The sequence below is a fragment of the Mediterraneibacter agrestimuris genome (assembly GCF_943193195.1).
In the GTDB taxonomy this organism is placed as follows: domain Bacteria; phylum Bacillota; class Clostridia; order Lachnospirales; family Lachnospiraceae; genus Schaedlerella; species Schaedlerella agrestimuris.
Genome location: NZ_CALPDG010000047.1, coordinates 1 through 21141, shown reverse-complemented (window position 1 = coordinate 21141; position 21141 = coordinate 1). Strand labels below are relative to the sequence as shown.

Genomic DNA, 21141 nt, shown 5'->3' with positions numbered 1-21141 from the left:
TCAGTTGCCAAGCATGCGATAAAACAGTCCGGTGGACTGTTTTGAGTAACAGTGCAGCCGAAAGGCTGAACTGTTACCCTTTTCTTTTTAAATAATTTGCTATTATAAACGGAGCGGACTTTCATACATCGTGTTCAGCCGCCTGCGACATATCAGTTCTTCTTGCAAGTGCGAATTTTTGGAAGTTTTTTATGATATAGGGAACGAATTTTCATATATATAAATGGAGAACACTGAACTCTCCACATATTTCTCTATTCAAATAACGGCGTAGACAGATATCTCTCTCCCGTATCCGGCAAAATCGCCACAATCGTCTTCCCTACATTTTCTTCTTTTTCTGCCTCTTTAATCGCCGCAAAAAGCGCCGCTCCCGAGGTAATGCCGACCAGCAGTCCCTCCGTCTTGGCAAACAGTTTTACCGATTCATAAGCGTCTTCTTCTGACACAGGGCAAATACTGTCGTACACCTCTGTATTCAACACCTCCGGAATGAAGCCCGCCCCTATTCCCTGTAGTCCATGCGCTCCCACTTTACCGCCGGATAATACTGCTGAATGACTTGGTTCCACAGCAACCACCTTGATGTTCGGATTCTGTTTCTTCAAATAGTCCCCTGTCCCGGTAATGGTTCCCCCTGTTCCCACACCTGCCACAAAAATATCTACATTTCCTTCCGTATCCTCCCATATTTCCGGTCCGGTCGCCAGATAATGTGCCTTGGGATTAGACGGATTGACAAACTGCCCCAGCACAAGCGCATTCTCCAGTTCCTTCTCCAACTCACCGGCACGTTCGATAGCACCGCTCATGCCCTTATCACCCTCTGTCAGCACAATCTCTGCTCCATACCCGAGAAGCAGCTTTCTCCGCTCAATGCTCATCGTTTCCGGCATAACAAAGACTGCCTTGTATCCTTTTGAAGCCGCAATTGCTGCAAGACCGATTCCTGTATTGCCGCTGGTAGGTTCAATGATCGTTGCGCCTCTCCCAATACGGCCTTCCTGTTCAGCATCTTCTATCATTTGTAATGCCACACGATCCTTAATACTTCCCGCCGGATTAAAATACTCCAGTTTCACCAGTACCTTTGCCTTTAAATCCAGTTTCTTCTCAACATTTTCCACTTCAAACAGTGGTGTTCTCCCTACCAGATCCATTACACTCTTGTAAATTTTTCCCATTTCCTTAACTCCTCTGCTTTTTATATTTTCTACTTTCACTACTCTCATCTGCATACCCCTATTTTAATCTCACTTTTGCCAAAAAACAATGCCCTAAAATATCCTCTGTCTGTTTTGTACTGATCTAGTTACTTTTCACACCCGGGTCGTGCACTGCGCTGCACGGTCACGGACCAGTACAGTATCGGGGCTGGAATCCGGTCTCTTGTCGTAAGGCAACTTTAAATAGACCGGATTCGTTGTTTTGAGCACCGTAGGTGTGAAAAGTAACCTAATCTAGTGTTACTATGCATAGCCTGCCGCTGTGCATAACGACAGCGAATGTATAATAGAAGTATAGATTCTGCAACAGTTTCGCAAGAGACTGAACTGTTGTACAAATTTACGGCTTCTGCCAGAAATCCGTTGACTTTCATTGTTAAATATGCTACGCTATCACAGTATCAATACGAATTTCGTTAGGTACATCACTTATTATTTTTTTATTTTTATGGAGGGCAACACAATGACAGGTACAGTAAAATGGTTTAACAACCAAAAAGGCTATGGATTCATCTCTGATTCCGAAGGAAACGATGTATTCGTACACTATTCAGGATTAGTAATGGATGGATTCAAATCCTTAGAAGAAGGCCAGGCTGTTGAGTTTGACGTAACAGAAGGCGCTAAGGGACCTCAGGCTACTAACGTAGTAAAACTTTAATCAGATTTTTTATGTACCTTTTAATTATATAAATTTATTAATTTAGACTACAAAGGCTAGAGACTAGATTTAATATTTAAAAGCAATACAGTGAAATGAGATTATAAAAAACCAGCATCGGTTTCCCGGTGCTGGTTTTTTATTCCTATTCTCCCTGTACATTGGACACATAAGCCTCAGAAGCTTCCCATACATCGAATCCACTTTCCCGCAATATATCGACTACTTTTTCCGGGTCATCGCATTTTAAAACAGCAGATGCATCTTCTCCATTTGCAAAGGCATACATATATTCTACATTGATTTTCCCTTCCATAATCTCATGCATTGCCTTACTAAGAGATCCTGTCGCATGCGGTACACGCAGCGCTACAACATCAGTCAGCATTGCACGGAACCCGCTTTCCTTCAGTACATACTTGCCCTTTTCCGGATCAGAAACAATCATACGAAGCATGCCATATTCTGTCGTGTCAGCCAGACTCAGGGCAACAATATTGACATCATTTTCTGCCAGAACATTCAAAACCTCGTCCAGACGCCCCTCTCTGTTCTCCAAAAATACAGATAACTGTTTTATTGTGATTCCCATAATCTATCTCCTTCCAGTCTGTTTACAAATAGTTTTCTCTCAAATTTGCAAACCTCTCTACAAATTCCGATTATCAATAACCCTTACTGCCTTACCTTCACTTCTCTGAATAGTCTTCGGCTCAACCAGCTTTACTTTGACTGATACGCCAAGCGCCTGTTTCAAAACTGTGCCAATCTTGTTTCTAAGAGCATCCAGCTTACGGATTTCATCAGAGAACATGCTCTCATCCACTTCTACCATAACAGTCAGCACATCCAGATTGTCCTCTCGGTCTACAATCATCAGGTAATGCGGCGCGACTGCTCCGCCCATACTAAGCAGCGCTGTCTCTACCTGAGTTGGGAATACATTGACGCCGCGGATTACCTTCATATCGTCAGTTCGTCCGGTAAACTTAGAAATTCTCGGCAGTGTTCTTCCGCATGCACAGGTACTGTGGTCAATGCTTGTCAAATCCTTTGTACGGTAACGAAGCAGCGGCATTGCCTCTTTCGACAATGTAGTAAATACCAATTCTCCTGTCTCCCCATCTGCACATGCCTCATGTGTCACTGGATCCAGCACCTCCGGATAGAAATGATCATGATGAATATGCAGTCCTGCATGATAGATGCAGTCCTGCGCCACACCCGGTCCGGTAATTTCACAAAGCCCATAAATATCGAAGCAGTTGATTTTCAGAATATTTTCTATCTTCTTCCGCATTTCCTCTGTCCAAGGCTCTGCACCATGAATACCAACTTTAATTTTCATATTATCTACAAGTCCGGCTTCTTGAATAGATTCTGCCAGATAAAGCGCATAGGACGGCGTACATGCAAAAGCAGTTGCCCCGAAATCTTCCATACACATCATCTGCCGCTTCGTATTTCCCGCAGACATCGGAATCGCCATGGCTCCCAGCGCTCTGGCGCCGAAATCCAGTCCCATACCGCCGGTAAACAACCCATAACCATAACATACATGTATGATATCCTCATCAGTGAGGCCTGCCATGGTCAGACATCTTGCCACACATTCCCCCCATACATCCACATCTTTCTGTGAATACGAAGCAAGTGTCAGCTTTCCGGTCGTTCCGGATGTTCCCTGTACACGGATTACGTCCTTTTTCGGAATTGCCAGCAGTCCGAAAGGATAATTTTCACGCAGATCTTCTTTTGTTGTAAAGGGGAGCTTGCCGATATCTTCTATTCCTTTGACATCCCCCGGTTCTACACCCAAATCCTGCATTTTTTTACGATAGAATTCTACATGATCATAAACTCTGTTAACCACATCTACCAATCTTTTGCTCTGCAAAGCCGTCATTTCATCTTTGCTCATACATTCGATTTTTGGGTCGCGGATTCTCTCAACCCAGTTTTCTTTTGCCACACCTGTTGCCATCGTTTTCCTGCTCCTTGTTTCCTTTCAAATTCTGATTACCCGGTATATTCTTATCATCTGTTTTCCAAAACACCTATAAATCAGCCTCATCGATTAATTTCACGCCGGCTTCCTTCAGAACCTTTTCCGCCTTCTCATAATCATCTGTATTAAACACCATAACCGGCGCTTTGTCCCCTCGGATTACAAAAGAATAAATATAGTTGATACTGATTCCGCCTTTTGCCAGAACCTCCAGCATCTGATTTAAATTTCCCTTTTCATCCTTCAATTCCACACTAATGACCTTCTGCAGACGTACTACAAATCCCTTGCTCGTCAAATCATCTTTCGCCCGCTCCGGCTGATCTACAACCAGACGTAAAATCGCAAATTCCGGTGTATCAAAGGACGCGATTGCCCGGATATTGATTTTTGCATCTGTCAGCTCAGAGGTTACACGCATAATACTGCCCGGCTGATTTTCCACAAATACTGATAACTGTTGAATCATCCCTTTCACTCTCCTTCTCGCAGATTAAAGTTCATATCCTACGTCAAATGCCTTCTTGTTGATTTGGATCGTCTTCGGAGGTACTGTCTTTTCAATCACATCATACCACTGCTCTTTCGTGAAATCCATATGCTGTGCCGCAATTCCCAGTACGATCAAATTGAATACTCTCGGATTCCCCAATTTCTTGGACTCCTCCGTCGCATTTACCTTATAAACTTTATATTCCTTCTCCAAAGTTTCCAGAATGTTCTCCGGATACTCTGCCGCCCCGATGACAACCGGCATCGGATCAATACGCCAGTCATTGACAATCAGCACGCCGTCCTTTTTGAGGAAGTGTGCATAACGTAATGCTTCCAGACGCTCGAATGCGATGATCACATCTGCCTGTCCTTCTTCAACAATCGGCTCTGCCACCTTTTCTCCGTAACGTACAAAGGTTACTACACTTCCGCCCCGCTGTGCCATTCCGTGTACTTCGGAAAGTTTAACGTCATATCCGCCGGCAATTGTCAGACCACCTAAAATACGGCTGGTAAGCAAGGTTCCCTGTCCGCCGACGCCTACGATCATAATATTTTTTGTCGCCATCCTTATTCACCCACCTTTACCAGTTCTATCGCATCGAATTTACATAGTGTTTCACAAAGTCCGCATCCCGTACACATGGTATCATCAATGTGAATGGTTCCATCTACATTCTTTGTCATTGCCGGACACCCCGGCTTCATACACATACCACACTTTTTACATTTATCTTCGTGAGCAATGTAAAGTGGTTTTTTCGATTTATCCAGCAGCACACAGGGAGACTTCGTAATGATCACAGACACTTCTTCCTTTGCCTGCTCCTCCTTGATGGTCTTTTCCAGAAGTGAAATGTCAAAAGCATTGACTTCCACAACATTTTTCACACCCAGTGCCTTACAAAGCGCCGGAATATCAATTGCATAAGTCGGATCGCCCATCAATGTCTTTCCGGTTGCCGCATGATCCTGATGTCCTGTCATTCCGGTTGTAGAATTATCAAGGATCATAACTGTTCCGCTTGCATGATTGTATACCATATTCATTAAAGAGTTCACACCTGTATGTAAGAACGTAGAATCCCCGATCACGGCAACCCAGTCTTTGATGTACTCTCTGCCCCTCGCTTTTTCCATGCCATGTAAAGTGGAAATGCTGGAACCCATGCACATGGTTGTATCTACTACACTAAGCGGCGCAACTGCTCCCAATGTGTAACATCCAATATCACCTGCAGCATGCAGCTTCAGCTTATTCAGAACATGGTACACGCTTCTGTGAGGACATCCCGGACAGAGAATCGGCGGACGCTGCGGCGCTTCTGCAGGAGCCTTCACTTTCACCTCTTCTTTCAGGACCGCAGTACGCAGCATATTGGCGCTGTACTCTCCCTGCACAGTAAATATCTCTTTTCCGATTGCCTGAATCCCCCATGATTTTACCTGTTCTTCAATGACCGGATCGAGTTCTTCTACAATATAAAGAGTATCTACCTTTGCCGCGAAATCTTCGATCATTTTTCTCGGCAGTGGATTCACCATACCAAGCTTCAATACGGAAACATTCGGCAGCGCCTCCTTTACATACTGATATGGGATTCCGCTTGTGATCACACCGATGGAAGTATCATTCATCTCCAACGTATTGATCGGAAGTGTATTTGCAGCCTCTGCCAGCTCCTGATTCCGTTTCTCGATCTCAACATGACGAAGCCTTGCATTTCCCGGCATCATCACATTCTTACGGATATTTTTTACATATTCTTTATCCGGTACTTCATTTCTCTCCTGTAGCTCCACCAGTCCCTGTGAATGCGCCAGTCTTGTCGTAGTACGGAAAATAAACGGTCTGTCATACTTCTCACTCAGCTCAAACGCCGTTTTAAAAAAATCCTTTGCTTCTGCACTGTCAGAGGGCTCGATCACCGGAATCTGTGCGGCTCTCGCCACCATTCTTGTGTCCTGCTCGTTCTGGGAACTATATAGTCCCGGATCGTCTGCCACAACCAGAACCAATCCGCCGTTTACTCCCATATAAGAAACGGAATACAGCGGATCCGCCGCCACATTCAGTCCCACATGCTTCATACATGCCATGGCACGCACCCCAGAGATACTGGCCCCCACTGCCACTTCTGCCGCCACCTTCTCATTGGGCGCCCATTCTTCATATACATCTTCTTTATACTGTACAAGATATTCGCTGATCTCTGTGCTCGGTGTTCCCGGATACGCAGAAGAAACCTTCACCCCCGCCTCATAGGCGCCCCGGGCAATTGCCTCATTTCCCAGCATAATCACTTTTTCCGCCATTTTATAATCCATCCTTTCGTAAATCTGTTACTCTCTTTGCCTTGCCCTCAAACCGTTGTAAAGAGTTCGGAGCTACCAGCCTAAGCTGAGTTGCAAGACCAAGCTGCGACTTCAGTGCAGACTTGATTTTCTTTTCCAATTCATTTAGCTTTGTGTAACCGTCAAGCAGTCTGTCGTCAATCAGCTCCACGGTAATCGTCATCACATCAAGACGGTTCTTTCTCTCCACCAGAATCTCATAATGCGGTCCGATCTCATCAATCTTAAAGAGCACTTCCTCAATTTGTGTCGGGAATACATTGACACCGCGAATAACAAGCATGTCGTCCGCACGTCCGGACAGATTCTCCATGCGCGCTGTCGTTCTGCCGCATTTGCAAGGTTCATACATCAGTCTGGTCAAATCTCCTGTCCGATATCGAACCAATGGAAGCGCCTCCTTGCCAAGACAGGTAATAACAAGTTCTCCCTGTTCTCCCGGCGGAAGCACCTCTCCCGTCTCCGGATTGATAATCTCAGGAATAAACCAGTCTTCGTTGATATGCATGCCGCACAATTCTGTACATTCTCCTGCCACACCCGGTCCGCACAACTCACTCATGCCATAGTTCTGTGTACAGACAAACTGCTCTCCCCAGACCTTGTGCATCTCATCACGCATCGGCTCTGTCATACCCTCGCCGCCGAAAAGTCCGATATGTATCTTCAAATCCTTAGACGGGTCAATTCCTCTTGCCCTCAGTTCCTCGCCCAGATGTAATGCATAGGATGGTGTTGCTACAAGAAGAGTCACTCCCATATCCTGTAAAAACATAATCTGCTTATTTGTATTGCCGGATGACATCGGAATCACCGAAGCTCCGACTTTCTCCAAACCACCATGCAGTCCCAGCGCTCCGGTAAATGTACCGTAACCGAATGCAATCTGTGCCACATCCTCCGAAGTTGCTCCGCCCATACAAGCGATTCTCGCCACATTATTCAGCCACATCTCCAAATCATTTCTTGTATAGCCAACAACTGTTGGTTTTCCTGTCGTACCAGAACTTGCATGATATCGGACAAGATCTCTCTTCTCCACTGCAAATAATCCATCTGGATAATTATCTCTAAAATCCGCCTTGTAAGTAAAGGGCAGCTTCTTCAAATCCGCCAAAGACTGAATATCCTCTGACTTCACACCTTCTTCCTCCATCTTCCTCCGATAAGGTGCTACTTTTTCATATATGTAAGATACCGTCTGCTTTAGTTTCTCAAGCTGGATTTTTTCAATCTCAGCTCTCGGCAGGGTTTCTTCCTTCGCCCATATCATGATTCACTTCCTCCTCTGCAATCCAAAATCATATTTATTATCATACCACAATACTTTCTCGAATTAAAGCGTTAATTTCGAAAAGATAATTTTCTATCTGAATTTTTCATAAAACACACCGTCAAATACATTCTGCACCGTGCCAAGCGGAACGCCCGACAACTCATTCCACAGATACCCGGATCCGTTCTGCCAGGCTGCCGTTCTTTTCAATCTTCTTATATGCCGCCGTCGGCACAACAATACATATTGCAAGCAAAACAGCCGCCGCCCCCAAGAAAGGCAGAATCGGAAACCAGAATCCTGCACCTGTATAATTCATAGTCTGATAAATTGCATAGGTGATTCCAATACCTGCTGTCAACGTCAGAAATAACACTCCTCCGGTATAAAAGATTCCTTCCCACATCAGCATTTCCTTTACTTGTTGTTCCGTCATTCCAACACTTTCCATAATCGAAATTTCTTTCTGCCGGCTCTGCATATTTCCGACAGAAGTATTAATATAGTTCATCACACCGATGATTCCAAGTATCAGAACGATTCCAATACCAACCTCCATCATATGTCCCTGTGCCGCTTTTACATTTTCCTTCTGTTCGATTTTAGAATCCCACGAAAAATCTGTTGCATCCGGACTTGCTTTTATTATGGAAAGAATAGCATTTTCTGTATCTGCACTATATTCTTCCGCATAATGAATCCCTGCTCTAAAGACAATCGGTTCTTCCACAAAATCTTTCACCACATGGTCGATCACAAGCATCGTGGGCGGCTCTCCCAGAAATGCCACATAGTCGTTAATGTCAGTCATTCCCACGATTTCAAACGTCCAGACATTTTCCGGATTCAAATATTCTGCACAAGAAATCTGTTTTCCCAACAAATCACTTTCATTCAATCCATACAAACCATTCCTGTACAAAATACATGTCTTTCCACTAAAAAATGTTTCCTCATCCACCGGGTATTCCAATTCCGCATTCAACGCACGAAAATCTTCCTCTGTAATCCCAACCAGTGAGGATCCGAAGTTCTCAGGATGTGTCTTGTATTCTTTCACATCATCCTCATAAGGGATGGTCATCCATGTATCATAAAATTCACGCATCCAGACATCCGTTACTTCCGCATCCCAAGGAACGATCGTAGGAATACTGAGTGTCGGCAGTACTCCTGCCACACCATCTGTCATTCTGATCTGCTCCAATAGTTCCTCATTCAAAATCGGACGGACTCCCTGAATCTGTTCTTTGCCTCCTTCTTCTCGATCCAAAACCATATTATTAATTGTATCGTTTTTGAGGATCATATCCAGCCCCATGTAATTGTAATTGTATTCTCTTGCCGACTGTGTGTGCAGCAAAGTGATCAGACAAATAAATACGGAAAGGCTGGCTGCCAGCGACAGCATAGTAATCACTGTCTTTTTCTTATTGCGCATCAATTGTTCCGCAGCCATATGAATAGCCAGATTCCCTTTTCTCGTTTTGCGGCTTTTCCTTATACCAGAAACAGAACAATATCCGAGCGCTTCTATGGGCGAGCTTTCCACTGCAATTTTCGTCGGTTTTCTCCCCGCATACCAGATGGTAAATCCGGTTAATAGAATCGTCAGTAAGATAATCATCGGATGAAATGTAACTCGTATTTCTCCTGATTTAACTCCCGGCACCAATGTCTTTACCACGACCGGAATCAGAAAAAAGGAAACACCTGCTCCAAGTAAAATTCCCACCGTCATCCCAATACCGCCGATCCATAAAAGCTGTTTTCTCATCAACTGCCGGATCTGCCGTCCGGTCATTCCTATCGTTTGCAAAAGCCCATAATAACGAATATTTCCTGCCACAGATAAATACATAATATTATAAATCAGCAGATAGGCGCTTAAGCATGTAACAAGCGCAATCCCTGCAAGTCCGAGAAAGATTTTCACTGCGTTTCCATACTCATACACATAAAACAAGCGTTGTGATTTTGCCAGATTCATGCTGTCTATAAATACCTGCTGTTCCTCGTCCGTCATCCACTTTTTATGAAAGGAAATATGACAGCGGCCATAATACATTGCATCAAGTTCCTGTTTTTCAAAAAAATTTTTGGACATATAAAACATATCTGTGTCGCCATATCCATCCCATATACCTGAGATTAAAAAAGTTTCCTCTGCTCTTTTCGCATTTATCTCATACACAAATGTGATTTCATCCCCTATTTTCTTGTCTGAGAATCCGCACTTCTCCAGTGCGTCTTCCGTAACCATCACTTCATTTTCTTCTATCGGATAATGTCCTTTTACAAATTTTCTGGCGGGCTCCATCATTTCATTCCAGTAGGTATCATCAGCATATACCAGTCCAACGCCCGGCGTTTTGTCAGCTTCGGTTTCGATTACCGCGCCTGAAACCATCACAATACCATAATGTTCTATATCCGCATTTTGATTCAATAACTGTTCTTGCTCTTCTGTAATTCCATACATAATAGCATCAAAATCCGCTCCGCTCAAACGAATATTCTGCTGTTTCCGCATTTTCAGATAAGTTGCTCCAATAGTAAAAACACTGAACACCAAAAAAGAGGACAACATCACCGCCAGAATCATCGACATGCTGCGCTTTTCATTACTTTTCATATTTCTTTTTGCCAGATGTTCTACAACCGCCTGATTGTTATTTCTAAGCATGGAAACCACTTCCTCTCACGGTCCTGCCATCCTCAATCCGTACAATCCTGTCTGCCATCTGCGCAATATCATTATCATGCGTAATCAGAACAATCGTCTGGCGAAATTGCTTTGCGACAATTTTAAGCAATCCCAGCACATCATGCCCGGTAGCGGTATCCAGATTACCAGTGGGTTCATCGGTAAACTGTACCCCTATCCACTTATGCCTTGAAAACAGGGGCTTTAACGAAATACACACTTGTGTACTGTGTACACTTAAATATTGCGGATGAAAAAAGCAGGCTTATCACCTGCTCATTCTTTATTATCCATTATTTTAATTTTGTTTATCTAAATCAAACGTTCCAATGTTTCCGCCACTATTACCCACATTATTATTATCACGATTGTTAAAATAACGTCCAAATAAATGTGTATCACTATCCATTTCTAAGATATTATACCCATCATACTGATGTGGTAATTCCCTACTGTGATTTATAAATCCAAATCCTACTTTTACTATTCCATCCCTTTCAATAAACATCGATGCAACATTGCTTTCTGATTTCGATTTTGGAAATGTTGAAACAAAACTAATTTTACTCCACGTTTGTTTCACATCCATTTCCATATTTATGGTTTTTTGATATGTATTGGACGTAAGTGTTCCTTCCCAATGTCCTCGCAAATCCGGAACATTAAGGATTTTTTTGAACCACTTTGTTCTCCATAAAACATTATCGAAAAAATAATATATTGCTACATATAAAAATGGAACTCCAATAAAATTTGTTGTTACACCAAATCCATCACATATATCAACTATCTGTCTAATCCACTCAAACTGTTGCAACCAGCTCCTCGCACTCGTAATACTTCCTTCAAACCAATATGTTAAAAAAGATGATAAAATTATGCTTACAATAAATATCACCCAAAGAATTGTCTTTCTTATACCTGTATCAATTGTATATGGATGCATTTTTACTCTTTTCGCTCCTTTTCTTTCGATAATATTCTCATTTCAATAACATCACCACTCTGTACTATCAAATTGATATTTTCGTCTTTTCCTGCAATTATCAATATAGTACCCGGTAATACATGTTTTACTTTATCATAAATCTCTTTTAATGAATTAATATCTGTTCTTGATGGATGTGCCAGCATATTCGGATGAGTATGCCATTCGCCAATATAATTTATTATCCCTTCTGTTTCTTTCCATCTCTTATTAATAATTTTTTGTGCTTTTCTTGCATTCCTTTTATATAAAATTTTTGAAAAAAGACTTGTTTTCAATTCATAAACTTCTGATATTTCTATAAGTTTGTTTTTCCTATTAAATTTTCCAAGCAGGATTCCTCCTGTCTCGTATTTAAGATTTGACCAATAGGTTTTTTTTATATTATCAATTACCCCGTCTTTCACAATAATTTTTAAGTTGTTAATCTCATAATTCATTGATTGTCAATCCTTTTCAATTCCATAAATCTATCCTCTTTTGCCCGCCATTTAGATTTAATATTGAATTTTTTCTGCCTAGCCCATTTCATTTTTCCAATCCAAGTAAATTCATAATTATGTTTCTCTTCTTTAGAATAGACTTTTCTATAGTAAACATCTAAAAAATCCAGAACAAATTTCTGTGCCTCAAATCCTGCATATGGTGCATATGCACTCTGACATCCTGCTTCGCTCTTTAAATATTCCTTACTATCATTTAAAACATTATTATTGAACGCTCCGTTCACATCAAAAATACTTTTTTCCGTACTTTCATCAATTTCCTTTTGCAAGATCAAAGCATGTCCTGCAATCAAATACGGTTCTACCCATAAAATAATACATTCTTTATGAATGACTTTTTCTTTGATAAGTTGTATAATCTTTTTTTCGATTACTGTATTTCCAACACAAACCCAAATAATATCAAAATCATTTATTAAACAACAATGATTCAAGAGATATTCCCATGCATTCCCTACTATGGAATTACATTTCATTGCTGGATAATGCTTAAGTAATTCTGATTTAAGAACCTCTGATTTAGGTTTAGGAAAAAGAAGATACTGACTACCACATAAATGCCGGGCTAAATTCTCAATATTCAAATTATCATTATCCAGTAATGTTATATTATCGGTAATACCTGTATCTATTATCGCTTTACTTACATAGCTCCCTATTGAACCACAACCTATTAGTAAACATTTTTTGTCAAAAGCAGCACTTCCATCTCCGCCTCGTGTAAACAACCTTTTCATCTCAAAATTCTTTAATTTAAGCCGCTTAAACTTCCGGCTTTTATTTGCCACCAACATGCCTTTTATATTTCTATGTGATGGTTTTATGCCATTAGATAATAGATTTATCTTTAATGCCAAAAGACATGAACCGAAACCATTATCTGCACATAAAATTATCAATCCCTCGCCTTGATTACTTACTAAAAAACTGTAAAATTTAGATAGTTCTTTCTGCGGAATCAAATCATGTATATCCTGAATTGTATAAAGATGCATAAGAACTGATATTCCTATATTTATAAATAACGCTTTCTTAAAAATAGCATTTTTAGGTTTTTGTAAGCCATAAGAATTGTCAAAAAATTCTTCGATTTTATCTTGAGTATCTGCAACTACAAACCAGTCATCTAACCATTCACAACTCCACAATAAATGTGTATCTGTATTTCCAGATCCCAGATAATCAATTTTTCCAGCTACCTTAGCATCCCAAAAAGAAATCGCCTCTATTTGATAATCAATTATATTTTCTTGTTTTTCGCTACTTGCCAATAAATCTTTTGCACGTCTGACACTCTCCAGAGCTTCTTCTCGATATCGTTCCGGATTTGGCAATACTTCGTTTGTATCATATAAGCACAATTTATTGTCTGTATATAAATGTGGTACACAAAGTTCTTTTTGATCCTCGATATAAATTTCTGGAAATTCATAAGGATAATATTGTGGAAATTTCATGCGTAATTCATACTGGTTTCCTTCAGTTTGAATGAAAATCTTTATTTGTTTTTCTTTCTCCATATATTCGCAGGAAATTCCACTTTCCACTAAATATTCATATACATCTTTATGCAAAATGTTTATCCTCGTTCCCTAATTTTATTGGTCCTGCCGTACTCTCTGCTATATCTTTATCGGCATCTTCTCCAGTTGGAAATCTTTCACCAAAAACTTTTTGAAGAATATCTGTCGCGTCCTTCTCGTTACTCTTTTCATTTATTGCAGCATCTAATTTCTTCTTTAAATTATTAAGTCCTTTTAAGATTTCATTTTTTGAAGTCTCACTAACATCTGCAAACAAATCCTCATCAGTAGGAGTAACTGGTTTATAACAATGGAAACTATCCTCTAAAGAATCAATAATATTCGTAACAGTGTCCAATAAAGATAAATCATCCCGTTTTTCAGTCACACTAAAATTATTGCATACTAAAATTGTTATTGCCATTCCTTTAATATCAATGTTCTTATAATCTTTCCATGCTTTCAAGTATTTTACCATGCGACGGATTTCCTGCCCATTTTCATTAACATATCCCTGAAACCAAGCTGTAAATGCTTTAGGATCGCTTTCAATCCACCCTTTAGATTTATGAGCTAAATATGCTATACTATCTCCAGCACTATTCTCACCCATGATATAAATTGGTAAATCAATATGATACTTATCTTCATATACAACTCTAATACAGGTATTTTTATCGATTGGTGAATTTGAAGTATGTTTTTCTACAGCCTCTTTTACCCATGTATGTACAGTCTGAGCAGCTGGCCAATCATCCTGATCTGTTGAATATCCTCTCAGATAAACTCCATTATCTAGGTCAAACTCATCGCCATCTAAGGGCATAATAGCTGTTTTCATGGCATAAGATCCCTGTGTACAATGTTGAGGTTTTTTCCTCCCCTTTTCTTCAAACTTGTTACCAATTTTATTTCTTAATGCATCCCGGCCTTTTGTTATTTTTTCTTTATATGTTTTTGTCAACGAAATTTCATCGTGAAAATCTAAAAATAATTTATTTAAATCTAACATATCATTCTCCTTTTTTGTTTAGCACTCAACAAAATAGAGTGCTAATAATTTAAGATTATCACTTTTACATTCCTACGTCAACCATGAAATATTTGTAATTCCACTTTATCCCCACAACCACCAGCAGGCGCGTTCTTCACGCCCCTGCCAGCCGCTGATTATTTTCTTCTTCATTAAAAATTCTTGATCAGATTCAAGTCTCTCTTATTCAATGCTTTCCGCATTGCTTCATTTTCTTTCCGTAATGTCTCGTTCTCTTTTTTCAGTTTCGCCACCTGCTGTTCCAATAGCAGGATACGGTTGTCCATCGCCATATCTAAAATCTTTCTTCTTTTATCTACCATACCGATCTGTAGCTGAAAGGCACGATCTACCGCTTTTCGCACTTCCGGGTTCTTATAAAAAAATCCTCTGGACAGTCCAGTCTTTTGCATCAGTTTGGGAACGGTCACTTTATCCTCTTCTTCGATCATCTCCTGGATTGTTAGCTTTGCCCTCTGAATTTTCTCCACGCTCTGCTTATGGTTTGTCTCCAGCATCTTATCATATTTGCTCATACTCTTTCCCCCATCCTGCCAGATTCGCCCGGATCATCCGGCTCATCTCTGCTCTGATTTCTCTTGTTTCATCTGCGATGATCTGAAGGCTCATCTTTCGGTAAAACTTCACATTCTTTACTGATGTATGTCCCAGCAATTTTGCAATAGTCCAGTCATCTAGATGTAATTCTGTTAGTCGGATTCCATATACATGGCGGAACATATACGTTCCAAATCCAAACAATTCTCCTTTATCGTCCCTCAAATCTTTTTTCTGAATCAGATTCATCACCTTGTTTTGAATGGTATTATACTGCAGAGGTCGCTTGGTATTTTTCTCATCCACAAAAATGTAAACCGTATCTCCGTTTGTTTCTCTGGTATATTGGATTGCTTTTTCAATCAGTAGTTCCAGCTCTGCACTGATAGGCTTCACAAATGTGTTTGTTTTCATTTGCCTGATCTGAATCATAGGATGCCCGTCCTGCCGATACAGGCAGTCCGTCTGTAAAGTAAGGGTATCGGAAATTCTTGTCCCCAGCATCTGATGGATGACCATGAGCCGCTCGATCTGTTCTTCCAGTACTGCAAGCGCTGCATTAAAGCGCATGAGTTCACTCTCTGAATAAGATTTTATTTTGGGCTGCACCTGCTTGGGCAAGTCACTGGTCAAGAATAAACTTTCTAAATGTGGATATCCATATAACTTTCCGATGGTTTCCAGCACTCCTCGGAGTTTTGTAAGATCCGTCCGGTAATTATTCACACCCTCCGCTTCCGTTGCAAGATAGGTCAGATATTCTTCCAGCAATTCCCGATCCAATTCTTCTGCTGAATGGATATCGGGATATTTTTCTGCCAGATATTTGGATAACCTCCGGATAGCTGTCAGCTCTTTGAAGATGGTAGCAATCGCTTCATGGTGTAAATGCTCATAGACTGACTTTTTCGTTTCTTCCCGTAAGTCATTCTGGGCAATCGTTGTAAAATTCAAGGTCTGAAAATTTTTAATCGGATTCTTTTTATAAGGAATGTCTAGATTCTCTAATTTCCAAATATCTTTCTCTATCTCATCTCGCTCATCTTCCTCTTCCACAAATCGATACGCTTTCCGAACATAAGTAATCAGACTAGATGGCATTGTCTTTTCTTTTCCATATACGCTGATCCCCTGCAATGTCAGTTTCTGCCCATGTTCCAAAAGCCAGCTCCGGAGTTTTAACAACCATTGTTCCCATTCCAGTTCCTGCAGACTCTCTACACAGATATGCTTATCCCTCAGAATACTGCAAAATCTCTGATATAAAATTCTTTCCTGTATCATCGTTGTCAGTGCATATTGCCTGCTGCGTTCCTTAATAAATGCCCGGAATTCTTTTTGGAGACCTTTCGTTGGAAGTAGGTTCAAGTCAAAACAATGGGTTTCCTTCACTTCCTTTTTCCATTTCTCATCTGCTCTTGTATAGCAGTCCAAATCTATTAGATATAGTTTCTTATTCATGGAACTCTCCTTTCATCAGTTCCGCCGCAAAGCTATGGTTTTCTTCTTGAAAGTATGCTTCACTGGCTTTTTCCAGTTTCTTGGGCATATAGTCCACATACTGTCTGGTCATTTCTTCATATTCATGTCCCAGATAATCCCTCACTGCCTGGATGGAAATACCGCTGTCATAGTAAAGCGTAGCCAGGTTATGGCGGTAATCATGGGATTTGAAAATGTATTCCCCATCTGCAATCTGATTTATTTCACAATATTTCAACATCTGATACCGGAATGTTCCATAACGGAATGCCCCACCCTTTTGATTCCGAAACAGATATTCTTTCGGTTTAATCTGATATTTCTTTTTGTATACCTGTGCCAGCTGATACAATGCTTCCGGAATGGGAATCCGTTTATAAGTTTTCATTTTCACTTGATATACTTTCAGCCAGTAGTCCCATTCTTCTCTTCATAGTCACCACCTGTCAGGGTACAGACTTCACTTCCCCGGATTCCGGCACACCACAGATGCAGGAACATCAGCCGTAAATGCTCTGGAAAATATACCAGCTTTGACAATATTTCTACATATACCTTTCCCGGTACGCTTCGGTCATTATGAACATTTATTTCTTTCTGCAGGTAGTACTCATACCGGAAGGGAATCCTTTTTAGATAGCCTCTGACTATAAGGAAATTATAAAACTGCAGGAGCATAAAAATCCGCGCATTGGCTGTAGCCTCACGAGTATCCTGATTCCGGATTCTTTCCAGATATGCCTGAATTTTCTTGGCTTCCATTACATAAATTGGTTTTTCTTCTCCATTAAAATGTACTAAAAACGTGCGAAGCTCCAATAGCTTGATTCGGATGGTGCTGATAGATAAATCTGTAATTCCAAACAGATACCTCGAATACTTTTGCAAAATCTTTTGATTTTCCAGATTCGTCACCTCTTTAAAGGATATCCATTCCACCGGCTTGCTTGGATTCATACGTTCTTTAGAAAAATGAAAACGTTCCAAAAACCACATGTTTGCTTTCCAATGGATTTCCGTTGCCTGCAAAAATAAGATTTTTCTGCTCATCCGTATGATGCCAAATACAGTACTTTTCTTTTTCCCGGTGAAATGCTCCGATAATTCATGTCCGAATCTCTGTTCTTCTGCCAGTGTCATGGTCTCGATATCAGCCACTTGGTTCTCCACACAGAATTGATAAAATCTTTGCAGTGCCAACAATTTCTCTTTTCGCATCCAGCCTTCGTAGGTATGGATTACCTCTTTCAGCACTTTAAAAATCTGCATCTTTACATTTCTTGGACACTCCAATGTAAAATTCCATAACAGTTCCTTCCCATCCTTGCTAGCAAGAAAGGATTCTGCGATTTCCACCTTCGGATAATGGGTGAGGCATAGCCACTGGTCACGATACTCTGTACTATATTTTCTTTGCCCTGCCAGAGTCCGCATCTCTTCTTTCATCCGATGAATGACGATTCTGTCAAATCCCCGCAGACAGGTAATCGGTGCATGAACGGTTTCGTTCCTTTTCAGATACGCTTCATACCGGATTCTTAAGTCTACGTCTATTTCCGAAATATCAGTAATTCCCTTTTCTATCAGGAACTTCTTCACCCGGTTTCGAATCGTCCCTTTTATCTCTGTACAGGTATCCACCTGCTCACAGATTCTTTGTTCCAGTGCTTCCCGCTCTTCCTGTTGTTCATAAATATGTAATTGATAAGCGGGCATGTTCTTCACCTCCTACAGGAGTTTCTCCACATCATAAAGGGCAGAATGTTTTGCGTAGTATTGATCGCTGGCTTCAATGAGCTGGTCATCCACAATGTTCAGATATTTAATGGTTGTATCGATATGTTTATGTCCATACGCTTCGCTGATCATTTCCAGCGGCCACCCGGCATCCCGTCTCATATTTCCAAAATATCTCCGCAGCATATGGGGCGTTGTATGGATGCCTGTCTTTTTCTCCATCCGCTCTAACATTCGGTAGACTGCATCTACTTGCAGTGCTTTTCCCTTAGTCTCTCCTTCAATGTTTACAAACAGCATCTGCTGGTGCTGCAGAAGTTCCCGGTACTTAGACAGATAAAATAATAAAAATTGGAAGGTAGCATCGCTTACTTTGGATCTTCGGTATGCCGCATTCTTTGCCCTTGCCTTGTTCTCATTGTCATCCCGGAAAAATACCCGGATGGTGCGTCTGTCATAATCAATATCTCTGGTATAATCCACACCTAAAATCTCACCAATCCGGTAGCCTGTCTCTGCCAGCAACATGATAAGAAGTTGGTCTCTACAGTTGGTACACTGCTTTAAAAGTTCTATAATCTCATTATGCTCTGCCGGACGGACATTTCGTTCTTCCTCTTTCAAATATCCATTGAATAACCGGAATCTAAGTTTCCGTTTCACACCTATAGAATCATGGGTGGTAAAGCTGTCATAATATAACACCTTCAGCCTTTCCATATCTGCTTCCAGCTCCAAAAAACAGAAAAACCTGAACACGTCTTTTAAGTACGCATTACAGGTTTTATTGCTTGGCAATTTCTCTTTCTTTTCATGCAAATGATTTCCGACTTTCAGCCAGCGGAGAAATCCCACATAATGTTCATATTGTTCCTGGAATTCCAGTTCCGCCACATGGGATAGTCCCATCTCTGTTTCGTCCAAATATTCTAAATAGAACCGAATGGATTTCGCCCTGCGGCCAACGGTATTCGGGGAACGGTTTGCTTTGATTAAATGCGTCAGATATTTCGATGGGAGCAGCACCATCTGCCAGCTCTGATGATCCCGGATTAAAAAATATTCTCGTTTTCCTTCCCAGATATGTTCCACTGCATATCGTGCCATTTTACTCACCTTCCTTTCCTCTAACGCTATGCACAGTATACTCACTTCATGCCAAAATATCTATTCATCAATACCAACAATCCCTCTAAAACCGCCCCAAAAACTGTACTAAACTTTTCCAACGAAAGCGTCTAAAAAGCAAGCACAACCAACAAGACCGGAAAAGGGATTCTTCCTGTTACAGATAATACTCTACACTTTTTCGACTACGGATAAAGTCCTGCACATCTTTCAGTTCCTCTGCCATTTGGCATAGCGGAAGGGCAGACAACACTTCTTCATGGTACCTGCCGCCTTTTCCTGCCCGGATATCTAAAATAGACACCACGCAGGTATCCGTTTCCGTCCGGATGGCTCTTCCAAATCTCTGGCGCAATTTCTTCTGCATATCCGGCACAATGATAGACTGAATATAGGATTCCAAAGAATCATACGTGTCCTTCTCCGCTTCGCTGATGGGATCCGGTACTGCAAAAGGCAGTTTCACAATGATGAGGGAAGACACCATATCCCCCGGAAAGTCTACACCTTCCCAACAGGAGCCGGCTGCAAACAACACCGCATTCTCCATGGTCTTAAACCGCTGGATTTCTTCCTGAGAATGTCTCCATACTTCCACCATAGGAAACGGCAGGTTATCTCTTAAAATCTGGTACACACTTCCCATAAGCGTATAAGAAGTAAACAGCACCAGCGTATGCCCGTAAGTGGAACAAATCAGGGAGTGAATGTGATTTGCCACCATCGCCGCCTCTTCCCGGCTCCCTCTTTTCCAACGCTTCAATGTCTTTGGCAGATATAACAAGCAGTTCCGCTCATAGGAAAATGGAGACTCCGCCACATATTCCTGCACTCCTGCTCTTCCTTCCAGCCCAGTAATCTGCCTGGTTCTGGCAAACCCTGCTCCCGCCTTTAGTGTTCCGCTGGTTAAAATAGCAGATAAACTTTCTTTCCTATCCCACAACATCTTCCGAAGTTGCCTTGGGATTTCCCGGCTGGCCGCACACAGAATAGGAAGCTGCTCTGCATCCAAACGCAAATAACGAACATATTTCCCATCGTTAATTCATCACTGGAAGACCTTGTCGCTTTTATTAACTCTAAGAGCAGAGGGCGCATCGCTGATCCGGAAGAAACTGCAAAGATTTTACAGGCTGCAGCCCGTAACTCATACCGGCTTGATAAATGTCTCTACGAGCCGCTTACTATCTCAATCGCTTCTTCCTTTAACTGTATCAGTTCCTTTGAAAGAGAACTCAAAGCGATTGATAAAGCAATCCTTCAAACAGTTCAGGGCTTAAACCCTGACGAGTACACGGTACTGAATTCCATTCCCGGAATCGGTAAAGTTTATTCAGCCGGTATCTTAGCTGAGATGGGCTCCATTAAAGCTTTTCCTAATGCCAATGCCCTCGCAAAATACTGTGGTATCGTTTGGAACGATAATGACTCTGGCGACTTCGTTGCCGAAGACAAACA

At 41.3% G+C, this 21141-nt stretch carries 19 protein-coding genes and 2 pseudogenes; 2 read left to right on the top strand and 19 right to left on the bottom strand.

What is annotated here, in order from left to right; genetic code table 11:
• Window positions 1–254: 254 nt before the first annotated feature.
• On the bottom strand, window positions 255–1184 hold the full coding sequence (gene cysK, locus NFS18_RS16385) for a cysteine synthase A (RefSeq protein ID WP_251392252.1): 930 nt from the start codon (window positions 1182–1184) through the stop codon (window positions 255–257).
• A gap of 505 nt (window positions 1185–1689) precedes the next feature.
• Between cysK and NFS18_RS16380 the strand changes: the two genes are divergently transcribed.
• Window positions 1690–1887 carry a cold-shock protein gene (locus NFS18_RS16380; RefSeq protein WP_251392250.1) on the top strand — a complete coding sequence of 66 codons (198 nt, stop codon included), beginning with the start codon at window positions 1690–1692 and terminating at the stop codon, window positions 1885–1887.
• A 145-nt stretch (window positions 1888–2032) separates the two neighbouring features.
• Here NFS18_RS16380 and NFS18_RS16375 read toward each other — a convergent pair whose 3' ends face one another.
• From NFS18_RS16375 to NFS18_RS16290, 18 genes and pseudogenes are all read right to left on the bottom strand, one after another.
• Window positions 2033–2479, bottom strand: a complete 447-nt coding sequence (locus NFS18_RS16375) for an ACT domain-containing protein (RefSeq protein ID WP_251392248.1) — start codon at window positions 2477–2479, stop codon at window positions 2033–2035.
• A 57-nt stretch (window positions 2480–2536) separates the two neighbouring features.
• Window positions 2537–3871, bottom strand: coding sequence for a phenylacetate--CoA ligase family protein (locus tag NFS18_RS16370; protein WP_251392246.1), 1335 nt, complete (start codon window positions 3869–3871; stop codon window positions 2537–2539).
• Between the two features lie 73 nt (window positions 3872–3944).
• Window positions 3945–4364 (bottom strand): ACT domain-containing protein, encoded by a 420-nt coding sequence (locus NFS18_RS16365; RefSeq protein WP_251392244.1) that lies wholly within the window; start codon window positions 4362–4364, stop codon window positions 3945–3947.
• A 24-nt stretch (window positions 4365–4388) separates the two neighbouring features.
• Complete coding sequence (locus NFS18_RS16360) at window positions 4389–4958, bottom strand: indolepyruvate oxidoreductase subunit beta (RefSeq protein WP_251392242.1); 570 nt, start codon at window positions 4956–4958, stop codon at window positions 4389–4391.
• Window positions 4959–4960: 2 nt separating this feature from the next.
• A complete protein-coding gene (gene iorA, locus NFS18_RS16355; protein ID WP_251392240.1) occupies window positions 4961–6706 on the bottom strand; it encodes an indolepyruvate ferredoxin oxidoreductase subunit alpha in 1746 nt (581 codons plus the stop codon).
• Window position 6707: 1 nt separating this feature from the next.
• Entirely contained in the window at window positions 6708–8018 is a 1311-nt protein-coding gene (locus NFS18_RS16350) for a phenylacetate--CoA ligase family protein (RefSeq protein ID WP_251392238.1), read from the bottom strand.
• 163 nt (window positions 8019–8181) lie between these two features.
• Window positions 8182–10707 carry an FtsX-like permease family protein gene (locus NFS18_RS16345; protein WP_251392236.1) on the bottom strand — a complete coding sequence of 842 codons (2526 nt, stop codon included), beginning with the start codon at window positions 10705–10707 and terminating at the stop codon, window positions 8182–8184.
• Window positions 10700–10888 (bottom strand): annotated as a pseudogene (locus NFS18_RS16340) (ABC transporter ATP-binding protein); the annotation flags it as partial. The pseudogene NFS18_RS16340 and the gene NFS18_RS16345, both read right to left, overlap by 8 nt.
• 138 nt (window positions 10889–11026) lie before the next feature.
• The gene (locus NFS18_RS16335) at window positions 11027–11674 is read right to left on the bottom strand and encodes a Cap15 family cyclic dinucleotide receptor domain-containing protein (protein ID WP_251392228.1); all 648 of its coding nucleotides are present in this window, start codon (window positions 11672–11674) and stop codon (window positions 11027–11029) included.
• Window positions 11675–11676: 2 nt separating this feature from the next.
• Window positions 11677–12156 (bottom strand): Mov34/MPN/PAD-1 family protein, encoded by a 480-nt coding sequence (locus NFS18_RS16330; RefSeq protein WP_251392227.1) that lies wholly within the window; start codon window positions 12154–12156, stop codon window positions 11677–11679.
• A complete protein-coding gene (locus NFS18_RS16325) occupies window positions 12153–13796 on the bottom strand; it encodes a ThiF family adenylyltransferase (RefSeq protein ID WP_251392226.1) in 1644 nt (547 codons plus the stop codon). Before NFS18_RS16325 ends, NFS18_RS16330 begins: the two co-directional genes overlap by 4 nt.
• The gene (locus NFS18_RS16320; RefSeq protein ID WP_251392225.1) at window positions 13789–14757 is read right to left on the bottom strand and encodes a CBASS cGAMP synthase; all 969 of its coding nucleotides are present in this window, start codon (window positions 14755–14757) and stop codon (window positions 13789–13791) included. Before NFS18_RS16320 ends, NFS18_RS16325 begins: the two co-directional genes overlap by 8 nt.
• Before the next feature lie 173 nt (window positions 14758–14930).
• A complete protein-coding gene (locus tag NFS18_RS16315; RefSeq protein WP_251392224.1) occupies window positions 14931–15314 on the bottom strand; it encodes a DUF6262 family protein in 384 nt (127 codons plus the stop codon).
• The gene (locus NFS18_RS16310) at window positions 15301–16797 is read right to left on the bottom strand and encodes a tyrosine-type recombinase/integrase (protein ID WP_251392223.1); all 1497 of its coding nucleotides are present in this window, start codon (window positions 16795–16797) and stop codon (window positions 15301–15303) included. The genes NFS18_RS16315 and NFS18_RS16310 overlap by 14 nt, the downstream gene beginning before the upstream one ends.
• Window positions 16790–17206, bottom strand: a complete 417-nt coding sequence (locus NFS18_RS16305) for a tyrosine-type recombinase/integrase (protein WP_251392221.1) — start codon at window positions 17204–17206, stop codon at window positions 16790–16792. The genes NFS18_RS16310 and NFS18_RS16305 overlap by 8 nt, the downstream gene beginning before the upstream one ends.
• Before the next feature lie 17 nt (window positions 17207–17223).
• On the bottom strand, window positions 17224–18534 hold the full coding sequence (locus tag NFS18_RS16300) for a phage integrase N-terminal SAM-like domain-containing protein (protein WP_251392219.1): 1311 nt from the start codon (window positions 18532–18534) through the stop codon (window positions 17224–17226).
• Window positions 18535–18546: 12 nt separating this feature from the next.
• Window positions 18547–19662, bottom strand: a complete 1116-nt coding sequence (locus tag NFS18_RS16295) for a tyrosine-type recombinase/integrase (RefSeq protein WP_251392217.1) — start codon at window positions 19660–19662, stop codon at window positions 18547–18549.
• A 178-nt stretch (window positions 19663–19840) separates the two neighbouring features.
• Window positions 19841–20725: pseudogene (locus tag NFS18_RS16290) on the bottom strand (ATP-dependent DNA helicase); the annotation flags it as partial.
• A 312-nt stretch (window positions 20726–21037) separates the two neighbouring features.
• Between NFS18_RS16290 and NFS18_RS19830 the strand changes: the two are divergent.
• A partial coding sequence (locus tag NFS18_RS19830; protein ID WP_251392254.1) for an IS110 family transposase occupies window positions 21038–21141 on the top strand: 104 nt, incomplete at its 3' end.

What these genes read in the sequence shown, in the direction of transcription:
- NFS18_RS16305 (WP_251392221.1), bottom strand. Translation starts at nt 17,206, where the DNA reads ATGAAAACTTATAAACGGATTCCCATTCCGGAAGCATTGTATCAGCTG.
- NFS18_RS16320 (WP_251392225.1), bottom strand. Translation starts at nt 14,757, where the DNA reads ATGTTAGATTTAAATAAATTATTTTTAGATTTTCACGATGAAATTTCG.
- NFS18_RS16350 (WP_251392238.1), bottom strand. Translation starts at nt 8,018, where the DNA reads ATGATATGGGCGAAGGAAGAAACCCTGCCGAGAGCTGAGATTGAAAAA.
- NFS18_RS16315 (WP_251392224.1), bottom strand. Translation starts at nt 15,314, where the DNA reads ATGAGCAAATATGATAAGATGCTGGAGACAAACCATAAGCAGAGCGTG.
- NFS18_RS16295 (WP_251392217.1), bottom strand. Translation starts at nt 19,662, where the DNA reads ATGGCACGATATGCAGTGGAACATATCTGGGAAGGAAAACGAGAATAT.
- NFS18_RS16345 (WP_251392236.1), bottom strand. Translation starts at nt 10,707, where the DNA reads ATGCTTAGAAATAACAATCAGGCGGTTGTAGAACATCTGGCAAAAAGA.
- iorA (WP_251392240.1), bottom strand. Translation starts at nt 6,706, where the DNA reads ATGGCGGAAAAAGTGATTATGCTGGGAAATGAGGCAATTGCCCGGGGC.
- NFS18_RS16335 (WP_251392228.1), bottom strand. Translation starts at nt 11,674, where the DNA reads ATGCATCCATATACAATTGATACAGGTATAAGAAAGACAATTCTTTGG.
- NFS18_RS16330 (WP_251392227.1), bottom strand. Translation starts at nt 12,156, where the DNA reads ATGAATTATGAGATTAACAACTTAAAAATTATTGTGAAAGACGGGGTA.
- NFS18_RS16380 (WP_251392250.1), top strand. Translation starts at nt 1,690, where the DNA reads ATGACAGGTACAGTAAAATGGTTTAACAACCAAAAAGGCTATGGATTC.
- NFS18_RS16375 (WP_251392248.1), bottom strand. Translation starts at nt 2,479, where the DNA reads ATGGGAATCACAATAAAACAGTTATCTGTATTTTTGGAGAACAGAGAG.
- cysK (WP_251392252.1), bottom strand. Translation starts at nt 1,184, where the DNA reads ATGGGAAAAATTTACAAGAGTGTAATGGATCTGGTAGGGAGAACACCA.
- NFS18_RS16370 (WP_251392246.1), bottom strand. Translation starts at nt 3,871, where the DNA reads ATGGCAACAGGTGTGGCAAAAGAAAACTGGGTTGAGAGAATCCGCGAC.
- NFS18_RS16360 (WP_251392242.1), bottom strand. Translation starts at nt 4,958, where the DNA reads ATGGCGACAAAAAATATTATGATCGTAGGCGTCGGCGGACAGGGAACC.
- NFS18_RS16365 (WP_251392244.1), bottom strand. Translation starts at nt 4,364, where the DNA reads ATGATTCAACAGTTATCAGTATTTGTGGAAAATCAGCCGGGCAGTATT.
- NFS18_RS16310 (WP_251392223.1), bottom strand. Translation starts at nt 16,797, where the DNA reads ATGAATAAGAAACTATATCTAATAGATTTGGACTGCTATACAAGAGCA.
- NFS18_RS16300 (WP_251392219.1), bottom strand. Translation starts at nt 18,534, where the DNA reads ATGCCCGCTTATCAATTACATATTTATGAACAACAGGAAGAGCGGGAA.